Annotated in this window: 16 protein-coding genes; 3 read left to right on the forward strand and 13 right to left on the reverse strand. The window is 59.2% G+C overall.

From position 1 onward, the window contains the following. Positions 1 to 218: 218 nt before the first annotated feature. From AC3ITA_RS10015 to AC3ITA_RS10050, 8 genes are all read right to left on the reverse strand, one after another. Positions 219 to 644 carry a GNAT family N-acetyltransferase gene (locus AC3ITA_RS10015; protein ID WP_032829897.1) on the reverse strand — a complete coding sequence of 142 codons (426 nt, stop codon included), beginning with the start codon at positions 642 to 644 and terminating at the stop codon, positions 219 to 221. Continuing rightward, positions 637 to 1,806 carry a ribosomal protein uL16 3-hydroxylase gene (locus AC3ITA_RS10020; RefSeq protein ID WP_095943720.1) on the reverse strand — a complete coding sequence of 390 codons (1,170 nt, stop codon included), beginning with the start codon at positions 1,804 to 1,806 and terminating at the stop codon, positions 637 to 639. The genes AC3ITA_RS10015 and AC3ITA_RS10020 overlap by 8 nt, the downstream gene beginning before the upstream one ends. Before the next feature lie 86 nt (positions 1,807 to 1,892). Beyond that, positions 1,893 to 3,263 (reverse strand): adenylosuccinate lyase, encoded by a 1,371-nt coding sequence (purB, locus tag AC3ITA_RS10025; protein WP_489280147.1) that lies wholly within the window; start codon positions 3,261 to 3,263, stop codon positions 1,893 to 1,895. Between the two features lie 124 nt (positions 3,264 to 3,387). Continuing rightward, positions 3,388 to 4,011 (reverse strand): high frequency lysogenization protein HflD, encoded by a 624-nt coding sequence (gene hflD, locus AC3ITA_RS10030; protein ID WP_008053455.1) that lies wholly within the window; start codon positions 4,009 to 4,011, stop codon positions 3,388 to 3,390. Further along, positions 4,008 to 5,141, reverse strand: a complete 1,134-nt coding sequence (gene mnmA, locus AC3ITA_RS10035; protein WP_150735177.1) for a tRNA 2-thiouridine(34) synthase MnmA — start codon at positions 5,139 to 5,141, stop codon at positions 4,008 to 4,010. The genes hflD and mnmA overlap by 4 nt, the downstream gene beginning before the upstream one ends. A 59-nt stretch (positions 5,142 to 5,200) precedes the next feature. Continuing rightward, the gene (locus AC3ITA_RS10040; protein WP_095943723.1) at positions 5,201 to 5,647 is read right to left on the reverse strand and encodes an NUDIX hydrolase; all 447 of its coding nucleotides are present in this window, start codon (positions 5,645 to 5,647) and stop codon (positions 5,201 to 5,203) included. A 137-nt stretch (positions 5,648 to 5,784) separates the two neighbouring features. Beyond that, the gene (locus tag AC3ITA_RS10045) at positions 5,785 to 8,010 is read right to left on the reverse strand and encodes an NADP-dependent isocitrate dehydrogenase (RefSeq protein WP_489280151.1); all 2,226 of its coding nucleotides are present in this window, start codon (positions 8,008 to 8,010) and stop codon (positions 5,785 to 5,787) included. Between the two features lie 328 nt (positions 8,011 to 8,338). Next, entirely contained in the window at positions 8,339 to 8,506 is a 168-nt protein-coding gene (locus AC3ITA_RS10050; RefSeq protein ID WP_172435343.1) for a hypothetical protein, read from the reverse strand. On the opposite strand from AC3ITA_RS10050, the gene icd reads away from it, so the two are divergent. Continuing rightward, positions 8,505 to 9,761 carry an NADP-dependent isocitrate dehydrogenase gene (gene icd / locus AC3ITA_RS10055; RefSeq protein WP_007972065.1) on the forward strand — a complete coding sequence of 419 codons (1,257 nt, stop codon included), beginning with the start codon at positions 8,505 to 8,507 and terminating at the stop codon, positions 9,759 to 9,761. The genes AC3ITA_RS10050 and icd overlap by 2 nt on opposite strands. 80 nt (positions 9,762 to 9,841) lie before the next feature. On the opposite strand, the gene cspD is transcribed toward icd, so the two are convergent. Further along, a complete protein-coding gene (cspD, locus tag AC3ITA_RS10060) occupies positions 9,842 to 10,096 on the reverse strand; it encodes a cold shock domain-containing protein CspD (protein ID WP_095943725.1) in 255 nt (84 codons plus the stop codon). Positions 10,097 to 10,320: 224 nt separating this feature from the next. On the opposite strand from cspD, the gene clpS reads away from it, so the two are divergent. Further along, on the forward strand, positions 10,321 to 10,683 hold the full coding sequence (gene clpS, locus AC3ITA_RS10065; RefSeq protein WP_015094394.1) for an ATP-dependent Clp protease adapter ClpS: 363 nt from the start codon (positions 10,321 to 10,323) through the stop codon (positions 10,681 to 10,683). Between the two features lie 30 nt (positions 10,684 to 10,713). After that, a complete protein-coding gene (gene clpA / locus AC3ITA_RS10070) occupies positions 10,714 to 12,984 on the forward strand; it encodes an ATP-dependent Clp protease ATP-binding subunit ClpA (RefSeq protein ID WP_489280154.1) in 2,271 nt (756 codons plus the stop codon). A 355-nt stretch (positions 12,985 to 13,339) separates the two neighbouring features. Here the strand turns inward: clpA and infA are convergent, their stop codons facing one another. The 4 genes from infA to trxB all read right to left on the reverse strand — a co-directional run bounded on the left by infA (position 13,340) and on the right by trxB (position 16,137). Continuing rightward, entirely contained in the window at positions 13,340 to 13,558 is a 219-nt protein-coding gene (gene infA, locus AC3ITA_RS10075; protein ID WP_002553999.1) for a translation initiation factor IF-1, read from the reverse strand. Positions 13,559 to 13,669: 111 nt separating this feature from the next. After that, complete coding sequence (locus AC3ITA_RS10080) at positions 13,670 to 14,377, reverse strand: arginyltransferase (protein ID WP_095943726.1); 708 nt, start codon at positions 14,375 to 14,377, stop codon at positions 13,670 to 13,672. Between the two features lie 57 nt (positions 14,378 to 14,434). After that, positions 14,435 to 15,115, reverse strand: coding sequence for a leucyl/phenylalanyl-tRNA--protein transferase (aat, locus tag AC3ITA_RS10085; protein WP_414928093.1), 681 nt, complete (start codon positions 15,113 to 15,115; stop codon positions 14,435 to 14,437). A 62-nt stretch (positions 15,116 to 15,177) separates the two neighbouring features. Beyond that, complete coding sequence (trxB, locus tag AC3ITA_RS10090; protein WP_150671699.1) at positions 15,178 to 16,137, reverse strand: thioredoxin-disulfide reductase; 960 nt, start codon at positions 16,135 to 16,137, stop codon at positions 15,178 to 15,180. Positions 16,138 to 16,318: the final 181 nt, after the last annotated feature.

Consider the following 16,318-nt stretch of genomic DNA (forward strand, 5'->3'; position numbering starts at 1 on the left):
ATCGCGAGCAAGCTCGCTCCTACAAGTATTGATAGTGCCAGTTTGTCGGCCCGGGATGGGGCAAGTTGAATGGTAGACAGCAAAACGCCCCGGCATCCGGGGATGGCGGGGCGTTTTGTGGTGTTCTTCAGGGCCTCATCGCGAGCGGGCTCACTCCTACAAGGTCTAGCGCAATCCTTGTAGGAGCGAGCCTGCTCGCGATTGGGGGCACCTCGGTATCAGGCCGAGTGCCGCACCATGTCCACATGTGGAATCCCGGCTTCCAGGAATTCCTCACTGACCATGTGAAAGCCCAGGCGCTCATAGAACGCCGTGGCTTGTACCTGGGCGCTGAGCATCTGCTGCTTCAACCCGCGCTCTTCGGCTTCACCGATGACCGCTTGCATCAGCGCATCGCCGACTTTCAGGCCGCGCCAGTCCTTGAGTACCGACACCCGGCCGACGTGCCCATCGGGCAGCAGGCGGGCGGTGCCGATGGGAAAGTCGCCTTCGTAAGCGAGGAAATGCACTGCATCAATGTCATCGGCGTCCCATTCCAATTCTGGCGGAACGGATTGCTCGGCGACGAACACCGTCTCACGAATGCGCCGGATCTCGGCGTTGTCCTTCTGCCAGTCTGCGACACGTACGTGAATCTTATTCATCGGCAAACCCCAGGCTTCCTTGCTTGACCAGTTCGCACAGCAGGCCGCGACCGTCTTCGTCGCTCAGCCAGTCGCCAAGGTTGTCGGCGTGCAGTGCGTCGGCAGCGCAGATCATCTTCAGCAGTTCGCGCAGTTTGCCCGGCAGGTAACGGCTCTGGCCGCTGGCGAACAGCAGCAGGTCGTCATCGACTTCAGACCACGCCAGGCGTGCGCTCGGGTTGCGAATCAGGATCGCGCCTTGCTCCAGGGCGGACATGAAGTCCTCTTCTTCGACGTCTTCCGGGCCCACCACCAGTTCCGGGTAGCGTGGCTCGGTCATGAACTGGCCGAACCAGGTCAGCAGCAGGCGCTCGTCGCTCATGTGCTCGGCCAGCAGGCCTTTCAAGCGGTCGAGTGCGTCGCGCTGGATCTGGTGAGGATCGGCAGTCGGCAAGGCGTCGGCGTCGGTGTAGCGTTCTTCGTCCGACAGGAACTGGCTGAGGAAGTCCGTGAAATGGGTCAGCACTTCAGCAGCGCTCGGTGCACGGAAGCCGACCGAGTAGGTCATGCATTCATCAACGGCAACGCCGCAGTGGGCCAGGCGCGGTGGCAGGTAGAGCATGTCGCCCGGTTCCAGCACCCATTCATCGGTGGCTTCGAATTCGGAGAGGATGCGCAGGTCGGCATGGGTCAGCATCGGGCTCTCGGTGTTGCACATCTGGCCGATCTTCCAGTTGCGCTTGCCGTGGCCTTGCAGCAGGAACACGTCGTAGTTGTCGAAGTGCGGACCAACGCTGCCACCTGGCGCGGCGTAGCTGATCATCACGTCGTCGATGCGCCAGCTCGGCAGAAAGCGGAAGTTTTCCAGCAGTTCGCTGACTTCCGGGACGAACTGATCCACGGCTTGAACCAGCAGGGTCCAGTCAGTTTCAGGCAGCTTGCTGAACTCATCTTCGGCGAACGGGCCGCGACGCAGTTCCCACGGGCGCTCGCCATTCTCGATGATCAGTCGCGATTCGACTTCTTCTTCCAGCGCCAGGCCGGCCAGTTCGTCGGCGTCGATCGGGCTTTCGAAATCAGGAATCGCCTGACGGATCAACAGCGGCTTTTTCTGCCAGTAGTCGCGCAGGAATTCCCGTGCCGTGATGCCGCCCAGAAGTTGAAGAGGAATATCAGGATTCATGTGTAACCTATTGAAAAAATGCACTTTTCAGACGGGAATAAAAACGCCCGGCGCGGCCGGGCGTCTTAAAAGGGTCTAGCGGTCGATCAGATGCGTCTGGCTTGTTCTACAGCGTTGCCGATGTAGTTCGCCGGGGTGAGCAATTTCAGCTCGGCCTTGGCGGCGGCCGGCATGTCCAGCCCGTCGATGAAAGTCTGCAGCGCTTGCGGGCTGATGCCCTTGCCGCGGGTCAGTTCTTTCAGCTTTTCGTACGGGTTTTCGATGTTGTAGCGACGCATCACGGTCTGGATCGGCTCGGCCAATACTTCCCAGCAGGCGTCCAGGTCAGCGGCAATCTTCTGCTCGTTGAGCTCAAGCTTGCTGATGCCTTTCAGGCTCGCTTCGTACGCGATCACGCTGTGGGCGAAGCCGACGCCGAGGTTGCGCAGTACGGTGGAGTCGGTCAGGTCGCGCTGCCAGCGGGAGATCGGCAGCTTGCTCGCCAGGTGCTGGAACAGTGCATTGGCGATACCCAGGTTGCCTTCGGAGTTTTCGAAGTCGATCGGGTTGACCTTGTGCGGCATGGTCGACGAACCGATTTCGCCAGCGATGGTGCGCTGTTTGAAATAACCCAGGGAGATGTAGCCCCAGATGTCGCGGTCGAAGTCGATCAGGATGGTGTTGAAGCGAGCGATCGCGTCGAACAGCTCGGCAATGTAGTCGTGCGGTTCGATCTGCGTGGTGTACGGGTTGAAGCCCAGGCCCAGCTCGTCTTCGATGAAGGCGCGGGCGTTGGCTTCCCAGTCGATCTCAGGGTAGGCCGACAGGTGGGCGTTGTAGTTGCCGACAGCGCCGTTGATCTTGCCCAGCAGCGGAACGGCGGCGACCTGAGCGATCTGACGCTCCAGACGGTAAACCACGTTCGCCAGTTCTTTGCCCAGGGTGGTCGGCGAGGCCGGTTGACCGTGGGTGCGCGACAGCATCGGCACGTCGGCGAAACGGATCGCCAGTTCGCGGATGGCGTTGGCGGTCTGGCGCATCAGCGGCAGCATTACGTCATCACGGCCTTCGCGCAGCATCAGGGCGTGGGACAGGTTGTTGATGTCCTCGCTGGTGCAGGCAAAGTGGATGAACTCGCTGACCTTGGCCAGTTCCGGCAGCTTGGCCGCTTGCTCTTTGAGCAGGTACTCGATGGCCTTGACGTCGTGGTTGGTGGTGCGCTCGATCTCTTTGACGCGCTCGGCGTGCTCCAGAGAGAAGTTTTCCGCCAGGGTGTTGAGCACAGCGTTGGCTTGCGCGGAGAACGCCGGCACTTCACTGATGGCAGGGTGAGCGGCCAGGCGCTGGAGCCAGCGCACTTCAACCAGAACGCGGGCACGGATCAGGCCGTACTCGCTGAAAATTGGGCGCAGGGCCTGGGTTTTGCCGGCGTAGCGGCCGTCAACAGGGGAAACCGCAGTGAGCGAAGAGAGCTGCATGGGGTGTTCTCGGACAGTCGGGCAACGAAATGGGGCGCGTATCATACATGAAAAAATCCGCCGGTCCGTCGCCAACTGACCGGCGTATTACGCGTATTGCTGAGTTCTGTTCTGTCGATGCGGGTTATTCGTTACGCATCAAGGGGTAAAGCTCTTTGAGCAATTTGCGACGGCTGATCACCAGCTGCCAGCGATGACCGCCCAATTGCCGCCACAGGCGCGCCGAACGAATGCCGGCCAGCAGCAGGGCGCGAATTTTCGAGGCGTTGCTCGGTTGTTGCAGGTTGCGCATGTCACCGTGCACCTGGATGCGTTGGCGCAGGGTGCTCAGGGTGTCCTGGTACAGCGCGCCGCAGGCGGCGACCACGTTTTCGTGGGCCGGGCCGAAGTGTTCCACCTGGGACTGAATCTGCGGCAGGCGTTTGCCGATCACGTCGAGCATGTCGTTGCGCTTGGCCAGCTGACGCTCAAGGCCGAGCATGGCCAGGGCGTAGCGCAGCGGCTCGCGCTGCAGGGCGCTCGGGTCGCGTTCGAGGGCGCCGATCAGGGCGCGATAGCCTTCACGCAGGTTGATGTCGTCGCCGCCATAGACTTCCAGTGTGTCCTTGGGGTCGCGAATCAGCAGGCTGCCGAGCATGCAGGTCAGCCCGGCTTCGTTGGTCTGGCCGGTCTTGGCGATCCTGTCCACCAGCACCGCGGCGAGAAACACGCCACCCAGTGCCGTCAGTTGCTCCTGAATCGGGTTCATTGGGCCTGGCCCTTGCTCGTCCACGGCTCGGCGACTTCAATCACGCCGCCGCCGAGGCAGATTTCACCGTCGTAGAACACCACGGACTGGCCTGGAGTGACCGCGCGTTGCGGGTCATCGAAGGTCGCGCGATAACCGGTGGCGGTTTTTTCCAGGGTGCACGGCTGGTCGCTCTGGCGATAACGAACCTTGGCGGTCAGCTTGCGTGGCTGGCTCAGGTCGATCGGGTTGACCCAGTAGATATCGGAAGCGAGCAGGGCACGGGAGAACAGCCACGGGTGATCATTGCCCTGGCCAACGATCAGCTCGTTGTGTTCCAGGTCCTTGATCAGCACGTACCACGGCTCGTCGCTGGCATCTTTCAGTCCGCCAATGCCCAGGCCCTGGCGCTGGCCGATGGTGTGGTACATCAGGCCGTGGTGGCGGCCGATGATTTCACCTTCGGTGGTCTTGATCTCGCCCGGTTGCGCCGGCAGGTACTGCTTGAGGAAGTCGCTGAAGCGGCGTTCGCCGATAAAGCAGATTCCGGTGGAGTCCTTTTTCTTCGCGGTCGCCAATTCGTATTTCTCGGCAATGGCGCGCACTTGCGGTTTTTCCAGCTCGCCGACCGGGAACAGAGTCTTGGCGATCTGTTCACCGCCGACGGCGTGCAGAAAGTAGCTCTGGTCCTTGTTCGGGTCCAGGCCCTTGAGCAGTTCGGTGCGGCCATCGATGTCGCGGCGACGCACGTAGTGGCCGGTGGCGATCAGGTCGGCACCCAGCATCATGGCGTAGTCGAGGAACGCCTTGAACTTGATTTCGCGGTTGCACAGGATGTCCGGGTTCGGCGTGCGACCGGCCTTGTATTCAGCCAGGAAATGCTCGAACACGTTGTCCCAGTACTCGGCGGCGAAGTTGGCGGTGTGCAGCTTGATGCCAATCTTGTCGCACACGGCCTGGGCGTCCGCCAGGTCATCCATGGCGGTGCAGTATTCCGTTCCATCGTCTTCTTCCCAGTTCTTCATGAACAGGCCTTCCACCTCATAACCCTGCTCGATCAGCAGGAGGGCGGAAACGGAAGAGTCCACGCCGCCGGACATGCCGACAATGACGCGCTTCTTTTGTGTGTCAGAAGGGGCTGGATCACGCATAGGGATTCAATGAGTGTCTTGAAAAAGGACGCGATTCTAACAGGCTGGAGCCTGCATGGCTAAAGAGAAGGACGGATCAATTCGAGGCCGAAGCGTTGACCTGCCAGATAGTCGTCGATGCAGCGGATGATCAGTTCACTGCGCCAGTTGTCGCGCTGCTCGATTAATTCCTCGCGGGTCAACCACTTGGCGCCGACGATGCCGTCGTCCAGTTGATAATCCGGGTGGTGTTTCAGTGGTTTTGCGATGAAGCAGACCCGCTGGTAGGTCACGCCGTTGCTCGGGGCGGTGTAGAGGTAAATGCCCAGTACGCCGGTGGGTTCGACGTCCCAGCCGGTTTCCTCCAGTGTTTCGCGCACGGCGGCTTCGGTCAGGGTTTCGTTCGGGTCCAGGTGGCCGGCAGGTTGATTGAGCACTGCGCGCCCGTGCTTGAGTTCTTCGACCATCAGGAAGCGGCCGTTGTCTTCGACGATGGTGGCGACGGTGATGTGGGGTTTCCAGTCCATGAGATGTCCTCAAATTCCAAAGTTGAAACACAGTCCAATGTAGGAGTGAGCAGGCTCACTCCTACAATGGGTTTGTGTGAATTCTGAAAACACAAACCCCGGCACAGGGCCGGGGTTTGTGATGTTCCCTTACAACCTTACACCAGCGCAGCTACCGCCGCGTTGAAGGTCGCGCTTGGGCGCATGGCCTTGCTGATCAGCTCGGCGTCGGCGTGGTAGTAACCGCCGATGTCGACTGGCTTGCCCTGAACGGCATTGAGTTCGGCAACGATGGTCGCCTCGTTCTCGGTCAGGGTCTTGGCCAGGGTCGCGAACTGCGCTTGCAGTGCAGCGTCTTCGGTCTGGGCAGCCAGGGCTTGAGCCCAGTACAGCGCCAGGTAGAAGTGGCTGCCGCGGTTGTCGATGTTGCCGACTTTGCGCGATGGCGACTTGTTGTTGTCCAGGAACTGGCCGGTGACCTGGTCCAGGGTCTTGGCCAGAACCAGCGCCTTGGGGTTGTTGTAGGTCACGCCCAGGTGTTCCAGGGACGCAGCCAGGGCCAGGAATTCACCCAGCGAATCCCAACGCAGGAAGTTTTCTTCCAGCAGTTGCTGAACGTGCTTCGGAGCCGAACCGCCGGCGCCGGTTTCAAACAGGCCACCGCCGTTCATCAGCGGCACGATCGACAGCATCTTGGCGCTGGTGCCCAGTTCCATGATCGGGAACAGGTCGGTCAGGTAGTCGCGCAGTACGTTGCCGGTCACCGAGATGGTGTCTTTGCCTGCGCGGGTGCGCTGCAGGGTGTACTTCATCGCGTCGACCGGCGCCATGATCTGGATGTCCAGGCCGGCGGTGTCGTGATCCTTCAGGTAAGCCTGAACTTTCTCGATCACCACGCCGTCGTGGGCGCGCATCGGGTCCAGCCAGAAGATCGCCGGGGTCGCGCTTGCACGAGCACGGTTGACGGCCAGTTTGACCCAGTCCTGGATCGGCGCGTCTTTGGTCTGGCACATGCGGAAGATGTCGCCGGCCTCGACAGCCTGTTCCATCAGCAGGTTGCCCTTGCTGTCGGTGACGCGAACAACGCCGTCAGCCTTGATCTGGAAAGTCTTGTCGTGGGAGCCGTACTCTTCGGCTTTCTTCGCCATCAGGCCAACGTTCGGCACGCTGCCCATGGTGGTTGGATCGAACGCACCGTTGGCTTTGCAATCTTCGATCACAGCCTGGTAGATGGTGGCGTAGCAGCGATCCGGGATCACGGCCTTGGTGTCGTGCAGCTGGCCGTCGGTGCCCCACATCTTGCCGGAGTCACGGATCATCGCCGGCATCGAGGCGTCGACGATGACGTCGCTCGGCACGTGCAGGTTGGTGATGCCTTTGTCGGAGTTGACCATCGCCAGGGAAGGGCGAACGGCGTAGACCGCCTGGATGTCAGCTTCGATGGCCGCTTGCTGCTCGGCAGGCAAGGCCTTGATGCGAGCGTACAGGTCGCCGATGCCGTTGTTCAGGTTGAAGCCGATCTGTGCCAGCACGTCAGCGTGCCTGGCCAGTGCGTCTTTATAGAACTCGGCAACGATCTGGCCGAACATGATCGGGTCGGAGACCTTCATCATGGTGGCTTTCAAGTGAACCGACAGCAGCACGCCTTGTGCCTTGGCGTCTTCAATTTCGGCTGCGATGAAGCTGCGCAGGGCGTTTTTGCTCAATACCGCGCAATCGAGGATCTCGCCGGCTTGTACGCTGGTCTTTTCTTTCAGGACGGTGGCGGTGCCGTCTTGAGCGATCAGTTCGATTTTCACGGCGTCAGCGGCGTCGATCAGGGCGGCTTTTTCGCTGCCGTAGAAATCGCCGGTGCTCATGTGTGCGATGTGGGACTTGGAGTCTTTGGCCCAGGCGCCCATTTTGTGCGGGTGCTTGCGTGCGTAGTTCTTGACCGACAGCGGCGCGCGACGGTCGGAGTTGCCTTCACGCAGGACCGGGTTCACGGCGCTGCCCTTGATCTTGTCGTAACGCGCCTTGGCTTCTTTGTCGGCGTCGCTGGTGACGGTCTCAGGGTAGTCCGGCAGTGCAAAGCCTTGAGCTTGCAGCTCTTTGATTGCGGCTTGCAGTTGCGGAACCGAGGCGCTGATGTTCGGCAATTTGATGATGTTGGCTTCAGGCGTAACGGCCAGGGCGCCCAGTTCGGCGAGGTGGTCGGCTACGGCTTTGTCACCCAGTTGCTCGGGGAAGCTGGCCAGGATGCGCCCTGCAAGAGAGATATCGCGGGTTTCAACGGCGATATCAGCCGAGGCGGTGAACGCCTCTACGATAGGCAACAGTGAATAGGTGGCGAGGGCAGGAGCTTCGTCGGTGAAGGTATAGATGATCTTCGAGCGGGTGGGCATATTCGGATTAACTCTCTCTTCTTTGCTAAAGCGTGCGCAGAAACTCGAGGGCGCCGGGTAAGCGCGTTCGTTTCAAAGTCATCCATGAGCCGAATATCGAGGTTTCGTTGCTGTGATGTTGGGTGCATCAGTAGGGCGTCAAGTAGCCGGACTGCGATAACAGGCCGGCTTGCCGGGCGGAAAGTCTCATCGTAGAGCACTTCCTCCGTCGTGACCCTGTGGTCAGCGGGCGGCATTATACATAGGTAGCTGGCAATCTGCCGATGGTTCATATGCAACGAATGTCGTCCATTGGTCTAAAGGTCGCAGGGGCGACCAGGGCGTAGAGTCATTCGTCGTGCTTGAGTTTGGCGTTTTTCCCTTTGCTTTCAGGCTTGTAGCGCGCGAGTTGCAAGGCTTTGCGCCAGATCGATGGAACATAGGGTTTGCGCGCCGATTCAACTGGGTTACGCTCGAACCAAGCCAGATGTTCAATCCAATCAATGGAGTTCAGCATGGGTTACAAGAAGATTCAGGTTCCAGCCGTCGGCGACAAAATCACCGTCAATGCAGACCATTCTCTCAATGTTCCTAATAACCCGATCATCCCCTTCATCGAAGGCGACGGCATTGGCGTCGACATCAGCCCGGTCATGATCAAGGTTGTCGATGCTGCTGTTAAGAAGGCTTACGGCGGCGAGCGCAAGATTTCCTGGATGGAAGTGTACGCCGGGGAGAAAGCGACTCAGGTTTACGATCAGGACACCTGGCTGCCTCAGGAAACCCTGGACGCGGTCAAGGATTACGTGGTTTCCATCAAGGGCCCGCTGACCACCCCGGTCGGTGGCGGTATCCGTTCCCTGAACGTGGCCCTGCGTCAGCAACTCGACCTGTACGTCTGCCTGCGCCCGGTGCGCTGGTTCGAAGGCGTGCCGAGCCCGGTCAAGAAGCCAGGCGATGTCGACATGACCATCTTCCGCGAGAACTCCGAAGACATCTACGCCGGCATCGAGTGGAAGGCCGGTACGCCGGAAGCCACCAAGGTCATCAAGTTCCTGAAAGAAGAAATGGGCGTTACCAAGATCCGTTTCGACGAGAACTGCGGTATCGGCGTCAAGCCGGTGTCCCTGCAAGGCACCAAGCGTCTGGCACGCAAGGCCCTGCAATATGTGGTCGACAACGATCGCGATTCGCTGACCATCGTGCACAAAGGCAACATCATGAAGTTCACCGAAGGTGCCTTCAAGGAATGGGCCTATGAAGTGGCGGCCGAAGAGTTCGGCGCGACCCTGCTCGACGGCGGTCCGTGGATGCAGTTCAAGAACCCGAAAACCGGCAAGAACGTCATCGTCAAGGACGCCATCGCTGACGCCATGCTTCAGCAGATCCTGCTGCGCCCGGCCGAGTACGATGTGATCGCGACCCTGAACCTGAACGGCGACTACCTCTCCGACGCCCTGGCGGCGGAAGTGGGCGGTATCGGTATCGCGCCGGGTGCCAACCTGTCCGACACCGTGGCCATGTTCGAAGCCACCCACGGTACGGCACCGAAGTACGCCGGCAAGGACCAGGTCAACCCGGGTTCGCTGATCCTGTCCGCTGAAATGATGCTGCGCCACATGGGCTGGACCGAAGCGGCCGACCTGATCATCAAGGGCACCAACGGCGCGATTTCCGCCAAGACCGTGACCTATGACTTCGAGCGCCTGATGGAAGGTGCCAAGCTGGTGTCGTCGTCCGGCTTCGGTGATGCGCTGATCTCGCACATGTAAGAAAACGCAGGCACACAAAAACCGCCTGGTTCAAGAGCTTGAATCAGGCGGTTTTTTTATGACTGGTTGACGCTGCGGTGTTAAACCTCAACGGTCTCTTCAGTTGTGGGTGTCGTGGCTTTCGAGGTATCTACCGGGTTGCCGATGTTGACCGCGTGCAGGCCTTTGGGGCCCTGGATGATATCGAATACGACAGCTTGCCCGGCTTTCAGGGTTTTATAACCATCCATTTTAATGGCTGAGTAATGGGCAAACAGATCTTCTGTCTTGCCTTCCTCGTTGATGAATCCGTAACCCTTGGCATTGTTGAACCACTTCACCTTGCCGACAGCCATACCCAACTCCCTCTGCAACAGACTCCATCACTGGAGTATCATCCAGTACATCCGCAGTCGAATCTGTAAATAAGATTGACTCCGCGGACCTTTTTTACCCACTGTGGGCTCTATTGGTTGTAACACCCTTTTGCCGATAGTCAAGCTGACTCGGCAGTCGGAGTTGAAAACGCTGATAGCCGCCCCCACCACTGTATTTGAACAACTGACGAACCTTTCTTTCCATGCATGCAATCAGCCAGATTCGACTAACATTCAATCAGGATCGCCCTGATTTACACGACGACGATTCCGCAGGCATTGCTGTTCAGGAGGCAAAGCCTGCACTACAGGCGCCGCCGATGTACAAGGTGGTTTTGTTCAACGATGACTACACACCGATGGATTTCGTCGTCGAAGTGCTCGAGGTGTTTTTTAACCTGAATCGCGAGCTGGCGACCAAGGTCATGCTGGCCGTCCACACAGAAGGGCGGGCAGTATGTGGAGTGTTTACCCGTGACATCGCCGAGACCAAGGCCATGCAGGTCAACCAGTACGCCAGGGAAAGCCAGCATCCGCTACTCTGTGAAATCGAGAAGGACGGTTAATCGCCGACCACTTGGGTATGAGGTGAAGCTATGTTAAACCGCGAGCTCGAAGTCACCCTCAATCTTGCCTTCAAGGAAGCTCGTTCGAAGCGTCATGAGTTCATGACCGTCGAACACCTCCTGCTGGCCCTATTGGACAATGAGGCTGCCGCCACCGTTCTGCGTGCGTGCGGCGCAAACCTCGACAAACTCAAGCATGACCTGCAGGAGTTCATCGACTCCACCACGCCATTGATCCCTGTTCATGACGAGGATCGCGAAACCCAGCCAACCCTGGGCTTCCAGCGTGTACTGCAACGTGCTGTGTTTCACGTACAGAGCTCGGGCAAACGCGAAGTGACTGGCGCCAACGTGCTGGTCGCGATCTTCAGTGAGCAAGAGAGTCAGGCGGTGTTCCTGCTGAAACAGCAGAGCGTTGCCCGTATAGATGTCGTCAACTACATCGCCCATGGCATTTCCAAGGTGCCGGGGCATGGCGATCACTCTGAAGGTGAGCAAGATATGCAGGACGACGAGGGCGGTGAGTCTTCTTCCTCAGGTAATCCTCTGGATGCTTATGCCAGTAACCTCAACGAACTCGCGCGCCAGGGTCGCATCGATCCGCTGGTAGGTCGTGAGCTGGAGGTCGAGCGCGTCGCGCAGATCCTGGCGCGTCGTCGCAAAAACAATCCGCTGCTGGTAGGCGAGGCGGGCGTGGGTAAAACCGCGATTGCCGAAGGCCTGGCCAAGCGCATTGTCGACAACCAGGTGCCGGACCTGCTGGCCAACAGCGTGGTTTACTCCCTCGACCTGGGTGCCTTGCTGGCCGGTACCAAATACCGTGGCGATTTCGAGAAGCGCTTCAAGGCGTTGCTCAATGAGCTGAAAAAACGTCCGCAGGCGATCCTGTTCGTCGACGAGATCCACACCATCATTGGTGCGGGCGCCGCGTCCGGTGGCGTCATGGATGCCTCGAACCTGCTCAAGCCGTTGCTGTCGTCCGGTGATATCCGTTGCATCGGCTCCACAACGTTCCAGGAGTTCCGCGGCATCTTCGAGAAGGACCGTGCCTTGGCCCGGCGCTTCCAGAAGGTCGATGTGTCGGAGCCTTCGGTGGAAGACACCATTGGCATTCTGCGCGGCCTGAAGGGGCGTTTCGAAAGCCATCACAATATCGAATACAGCGATGAAGCCCTGCGCGCGGCTGCCGAACTGGCTTCGCGATACATCAATGATCGACACATGCCGGACAAGGCCATCGACGTCATCGACGAGGCGGGTGCCTACCAGCGCCTGCAACCGGTCGAGAAGCGTGTGAAGCGCATCGAAGTGCCGCAAGTCGAGGACATCGTCGCGAAAATCGCGCGGATTCCGCCAAAACACGTCACCAGTTCCGACAAGGAGCTGCTGCGTAACCTCGAGCGTGACCTGAAGTTGACCGTGTTTGGTCAGGATGCCGCGATCGACTCGCTGGCAACCGCGATCAAGCTGTCCCGTGCCGGCCTCAAGTCCCCTGACAAGCCTGTGGGTTCGTTCCTGTTCGCAGGGCCTACCGGTGTCGGTAAAACCGAAGCGGCGCGTCAGCTGGCCAAGGCGTTGGGTGTCGAGCTGATTCGTTTCGACATGTCCGAGTACATGGAGCGCCACACTGTATCGCGTCTGATCGGTGCGCCTCCAGGTTATGTCGGGTTCGATCAGGGCGGTCTGCTGACCGAAGCCATCACCAAGCAGCCACACTGCGTGCTGTTGCTCGATGAGATCGAGAAGGCGCATCCGGAAGTCTTCAACCTGCTGCTGCAGGTGATGGACCATGGTACGTTGACCGATAACAACGGGCGCAAGGCGGATTTCCGTAACGTGATCGTCATCATGACGACCAACGCCGGCGCCGAGACCGCAGCACGCGCTTCGATCGGTTTCACCTATCAGGATCACTCGTCCGATGCGATGGAAGTGATCAAGAAGAGCTTCACGCCGGAGTTCCGCAACCGTCTGGACACCATCATCCAGTTTGGTCGCCTCAGTCATGAGGTCATCAAGAGCGTGGTGGACAAGTTCCTTACCGAGCTTCAGGCGCAGCTGGAAGACAAGCGTGTGTTGCTGGAGGTCACCGATGCAGCCCGCAACTGGCTGGCCGAAGGTGGCTACGATGCGGCGATGGGTGCTCGTCCAATGGCTCGCCTGATCCAGGACAAGATCAAGCGTCCGCTGGCGGAGGAGATTCTCTTTGGCGAACTGGCCGAGCATGGCGGTGTGGTACACATCGACATCAAGGACGGCGAACTGACCTTCGAGTTCGAGACCACGGCCGAGATGGCCTGACGTTCAGAAGCAAAACAAAAAGGCGCCGGGAGGCGCCTTTTTGTTGTCTTGAAGAAATGCGTCGAGCCCCTGTGGGAGCGAGCCTGCTCGCGATTGGATCTGGTAGTCGCTGCTTCATTGGCTGACCCACCGCTTTCGCGAGCAGGCTCGCTCCCACATTGAAGTTGCGGTGAGCTTCAAATCGCAGATAAACAAAAACGCCCGGCATGAGCCGGGCGTCTTGTATTGACTTGCATAGCGAGTGGACTCTATCTCTGTAGGAGCGAGCTTGCTCGCGATGTTCGTCAATGATGATGCGGGGACTCTGACTTGACGCGGTGCCCTCAGGTTTTTCGCGAGCAAGCTCGCTCCTACCTTAGCGGGCGCGGTAAGTGATGCGCCCTTTGCTCAAGTCATAGGGAGTCAGCTCTACGCGCACTTTGTCGCCGGTAAGAATACGGATGTAGTTCTTGCGCATCTTGCCGGAGATGTGCGCGGTTACGACGTGCCCATTTTCCAACTCCACACGAAACATGGTGTTGGGCAGGGTGTCGACGACAGTGCCTTCCATTTCGAAGCTGTCTTCTTTCGACATGCAGTAAAGCCCTCGGTGTCCAATGAATGGCCCGGTGCAACTGCGCCAGGCAAAAGCGGCGTGCATTGTGCCCGAAAAGTGGGGTTTAAGCCAAGGGGTTTAGGGCCTGCTCTAGTTTAGAACCACCCAGCGCTGATTAATCAGCAACTCAATAGGGCGATATTGAGTCTTGTAGTTCATTTTTTTGCAGTTTTTGATCCAGTAGCCGAGGTAGACCGCCTCCAGTCCCAGCCGCCTGGCCTCGGCGATTTGCCAGAGAATCGCATAGCGCCCAAGGCTGCGGCGCTCTTCAGCCGGTTCGTAGAAGGTGTAGACCGCCGAAAGACCGTTCGGCAGTAAATCGGTCACGGCGACGGCCAGCAGCCGGCCGTTCAGGCGAAACTCATAAAATCTTGAAAACGGCAGGTCCCGCACCAGGAATGTCGAAAACTGGTCGCGACTCGGCGGGTACATGTCGCCATCGGCGTGACGCTGTTCGATATAGCGCTGGTAAAGGTCGAAGTACTCTTCGTTGAAGCCGGGCCTGGCCGGACGCACCTGCAAATCCGTGTTGCGCTTGAAGATGCGTTTCTGCTGCCGGTTGGGCGTGAACTGCCCCACGGGAATGCGCGCCGGAACGCAGGCATTGCAATTCTGGCAATGCGGCCGGTAGAGATGGTCGCCACTGCGACGAAACCCCATCTCCGACAGGTCTGCGTAGACATGCACATCCATGGGCTGACTAGGGTCGAGGAACAGGGTTGTGGCCTGCTCCTCGGGCAGATAACTGCAAGAGTGCGGCTGAGTGGCATAGAACTTCAAACGCGCCAACTCGGTCATGATCAACCCTCGGGATAATGCTTTTGAATAAGTGTAAGCCACGCGCGCAAATGTCGCTCAGCAAACCCAATTGGCGCTGCTGGGCTGGTCCAGATGCTGCGCAAGGTAATTGGCAAACTCGCGGCGCGCAATCGCCCGGGCGCCCAGACTGTGCAGGTGGTCGGTGGGCATCTGGCAGTCGATCAACACGAACCCCGAGTCTTTCAGATGCCGGACCAGTGTGGCAAAGCCGAATTTCGAGGCGTTGTCGGCAAGGCTGAACATGGACTCGCCGAAAAACAGCTGGCCCATTGCCAGGCCATATAACCCACCGACCAGTTCGTCCCCGTCCCACACTTCCACCGAGTGCGCATGCCCGCGCCTGTGCAGTTCGATGTAAGCGTCCTGCATGGCCTCGGTGATCCAGGTGCCGTCAGCATATTCCCGAGGGGCTGCACAGGCACGGATGACGGCGGCGAAGTCCTGGTCAAAGGTCACTTGATAGCGTTGCTGACGCAGCAGTTTGTTCAGGCTGCGCGAGACGTGCAATTCGTCGGGAAACAGAACCGTGCGTGGGTCCGGCGACCACCAGAGGATCGGCTGGCCTTCGGAAAACCAGGGGAAGCAGCCGTGGCGATAAGCCGAGATCAGCCGATCGGCGGACAGGTCGCCCCCGGCAGCCAGAAGCCCGTTGGGGTCGCGCATGGCCTTTTCCAGCGGTGGGAAATGCAAGGTGTTGCGTTGTAACCAAGTCAGCATGGCATCCGGGCTTGCAGAAGGGGAGGGCAGTGGCGGGTTTTGGCCCGCCATAAAGTTTGCCTTTAAACGGCAGGAATGTCGTCGAGGTATTTTTCAGCGTCCAGCGCCGCCATGCAACCGGCCCCGGCAGACGTAACGGCCTGGCGATAAACGTGGTCGGCCACGTCGCCGGCGGCAAACACCCCGGCAATCGCCGTAGCGGTGGCATTGCCTTCGCTGCCACCCTTGACCAGCAGATACCCGTCGCGCATTTCAAGTTGGCCCGCGAACAGGTCGGTGTTGGGTTTATGGCCGATGGCGATAAACACCCCGGCCAGCGGCAGTTCCTTCGTTTCGCCGGTGTGGCTGTCCCGCAGGCGGGCGCCGGTCACGCCGCTGGCATCGCCGAGCACTTCGTCCAGGTTCTGGTTCCAGTGCAGGCGGATATTGCCATTGGCGGCTTTTTCGAAGAGTTTGTCCTGGAGGATCTTCTCCGAACGCAGCTTGTCGCGGCGGTGAATCAGGTGCACTTCCTTGGCGATGTTCGACAGGTACAAGGCTTCTTCGACCGCTGTGTTGCCGCCGCCGACTACCGCAACCACCTGATTGCGATAGAAAAATCCATCGCAGGTCGCGCATGCCGACACCCCTTTGCCGGCAAACGCTTCTTCCGACGGCAGGCCCAGGTATTGCGCGGAGGCACCGGTGGCAATGATCAGTGCGTCGCAGGTGTAGATGCCGCCATCGCCGATCAGCTCGAACGGCCGTTGTTGCAACTTGGCGGTATGGATGTGGTCGTAAACGATCTCGGTGGCAAAGCGCTCGGCGTGTTTTTGCATGCGATCCATCAGCACCGGTCCGGTCAGGCCTTCAACGTCCCCTGGCCAGTTATCCACTTCAACGGTGGTGGTGAGTTGGCCGCCTGCCTGGATGCCGGTAATGACAACGGGCTTGAGGTTGGCACGGGCGGCATAAACGGCCGCGCTGTAACCAGCGGGGCCGGAGCCCAGGATAATCAGGCGTGAATGCTTCGCTTCGCTCATAAAAACACCTCATAAGCCTTTGTCACAAAAGAGAATGCATGCTCAAATTGAACAGCATGTCATATGCTTTTGACTATGCTACACCCAAGGATCTCAAGCATGGCGTCGTGCGTACAAACCCGTACAATGCCCTGCGTGTTACCTATATTCAGTGCGCGCCATGTTTATAAAAACCGGGGCG

It is taken from the genome of Pseudomonas sp. GL_090, from assembly GCF_057837765.1.

Excerpts from the sequence above, each read along its gene's own strand:
- AC3ITA_RS10015 (WP_032829897.1), bottom strand. The coding sequence starts at position 644 with ATGAATAAGATTCACGTACGTGTCGCAGACTGGCAGAAGGACAACGCC.
- AC3ITA_RS10020 (WP_095943720.1), bottom strand. The coding sequence starts at position 1,806 with ATGAATCCTGATATTCCTCTTCAACTTCTGGGCGGCATCACGGCACGG.
- purB (WP_489280147.1), bottom strand. The coding sequence starts at position 3,263 with ATGCAGCTCTCTTCGCTCACTGCGGTTTCCCCTGTTGACGGCCGCTAC.
- hflD (WP_008053455.1), bottom strand. The coding sequence starts at position 4,011 with ATGAACCCGATTCAGGAGCAACTGACGGCACTGGGTGGCGTGTTTCTC.
- mnmA (WP_150735177.1), bottom strand. The coding sequence starts at position 5,141 with ATGCGTGATCCAGCCCCTTCTGACACACAAAAGAAGCGCGTCATTGTC.
- AC3ITA_RS10040 (WP_095943723.1), bottom strand. The coding sequence starts at position 5,647 with ATGGACTGGAAACCCCACATCACCGTCGCCACCATCGTCGAAGACAAC.
- AC3ITA_RS10045 (WP_489280151.1), bottom strand. The coding sequence starts at position 8,010 with ATGCCCACCCGCTCGAAGATCATCTATACCTTCACCGACGAAGCTCCT.
- icd (WP_007972065.1), top strand. The coding sequence starts at position 8,505 with ATGGGTTACAAGAAGATTCAGGTTCCAGCCGTCGGCGACAAAATCACC.
- AC3ITA_RS10050 (WP_172435343.1), bottom strand. The coding sequence starts at position 8,506 with ATGCTGAACTCCATTGATTGGATTGAACATCTGGCTTGGTTCGAGCGT.
- cspD (WP_095943725.1), bottom strand. The coding sequence starts at position 10,096 with ATGGCTGTCGGCAAGGTGAAGTGGTTCAACAATGCCAAGGGTTACGGA.
- clpS (WP_015094394.1), top strand. The coding sequence starts at position 10,321 with ATGCATGCAATCAGCCAGATTCGACTAACATTCAATCAGGATCGCCCT.
- clpA (WP_489280154.1), top strand. The coding sequence starts at position 10,714 with ATGTTAAACCGCGAGCTCGAAGTCACCCTCAATCTTGCCTTCAAGGAA.
- infA (WP_002553999.1), bottom strand. The coding sequence starts at position 13,558 with ATGTCGAAAGAAGACAGCTTCGAAATGGAAGGCACTGTCGTCGACACC.
- AC3ITA_RS10080 (WP_095943726.1), bottom strand. The coding sequence starts at position 14,377 with ATGACCGAGTTGGCGCGTTTGAAGTTCTATGCCACTCAGCCGCACTCT.
- aat (WP_414928093.1), bottom strand. The coding sequence starts at position 15,115 with ATGCTGACTTGGTTACAACGCAACACCTTGCATTTCCCACCGCTGGAA.
- trxB (WP_150671699.1), bottom strand. The coding sequence starts at position 16,137 with ATGAGCGAAGCGAAGCATTCACGCCTGATTATCCTGGGCTCCGGCCCC.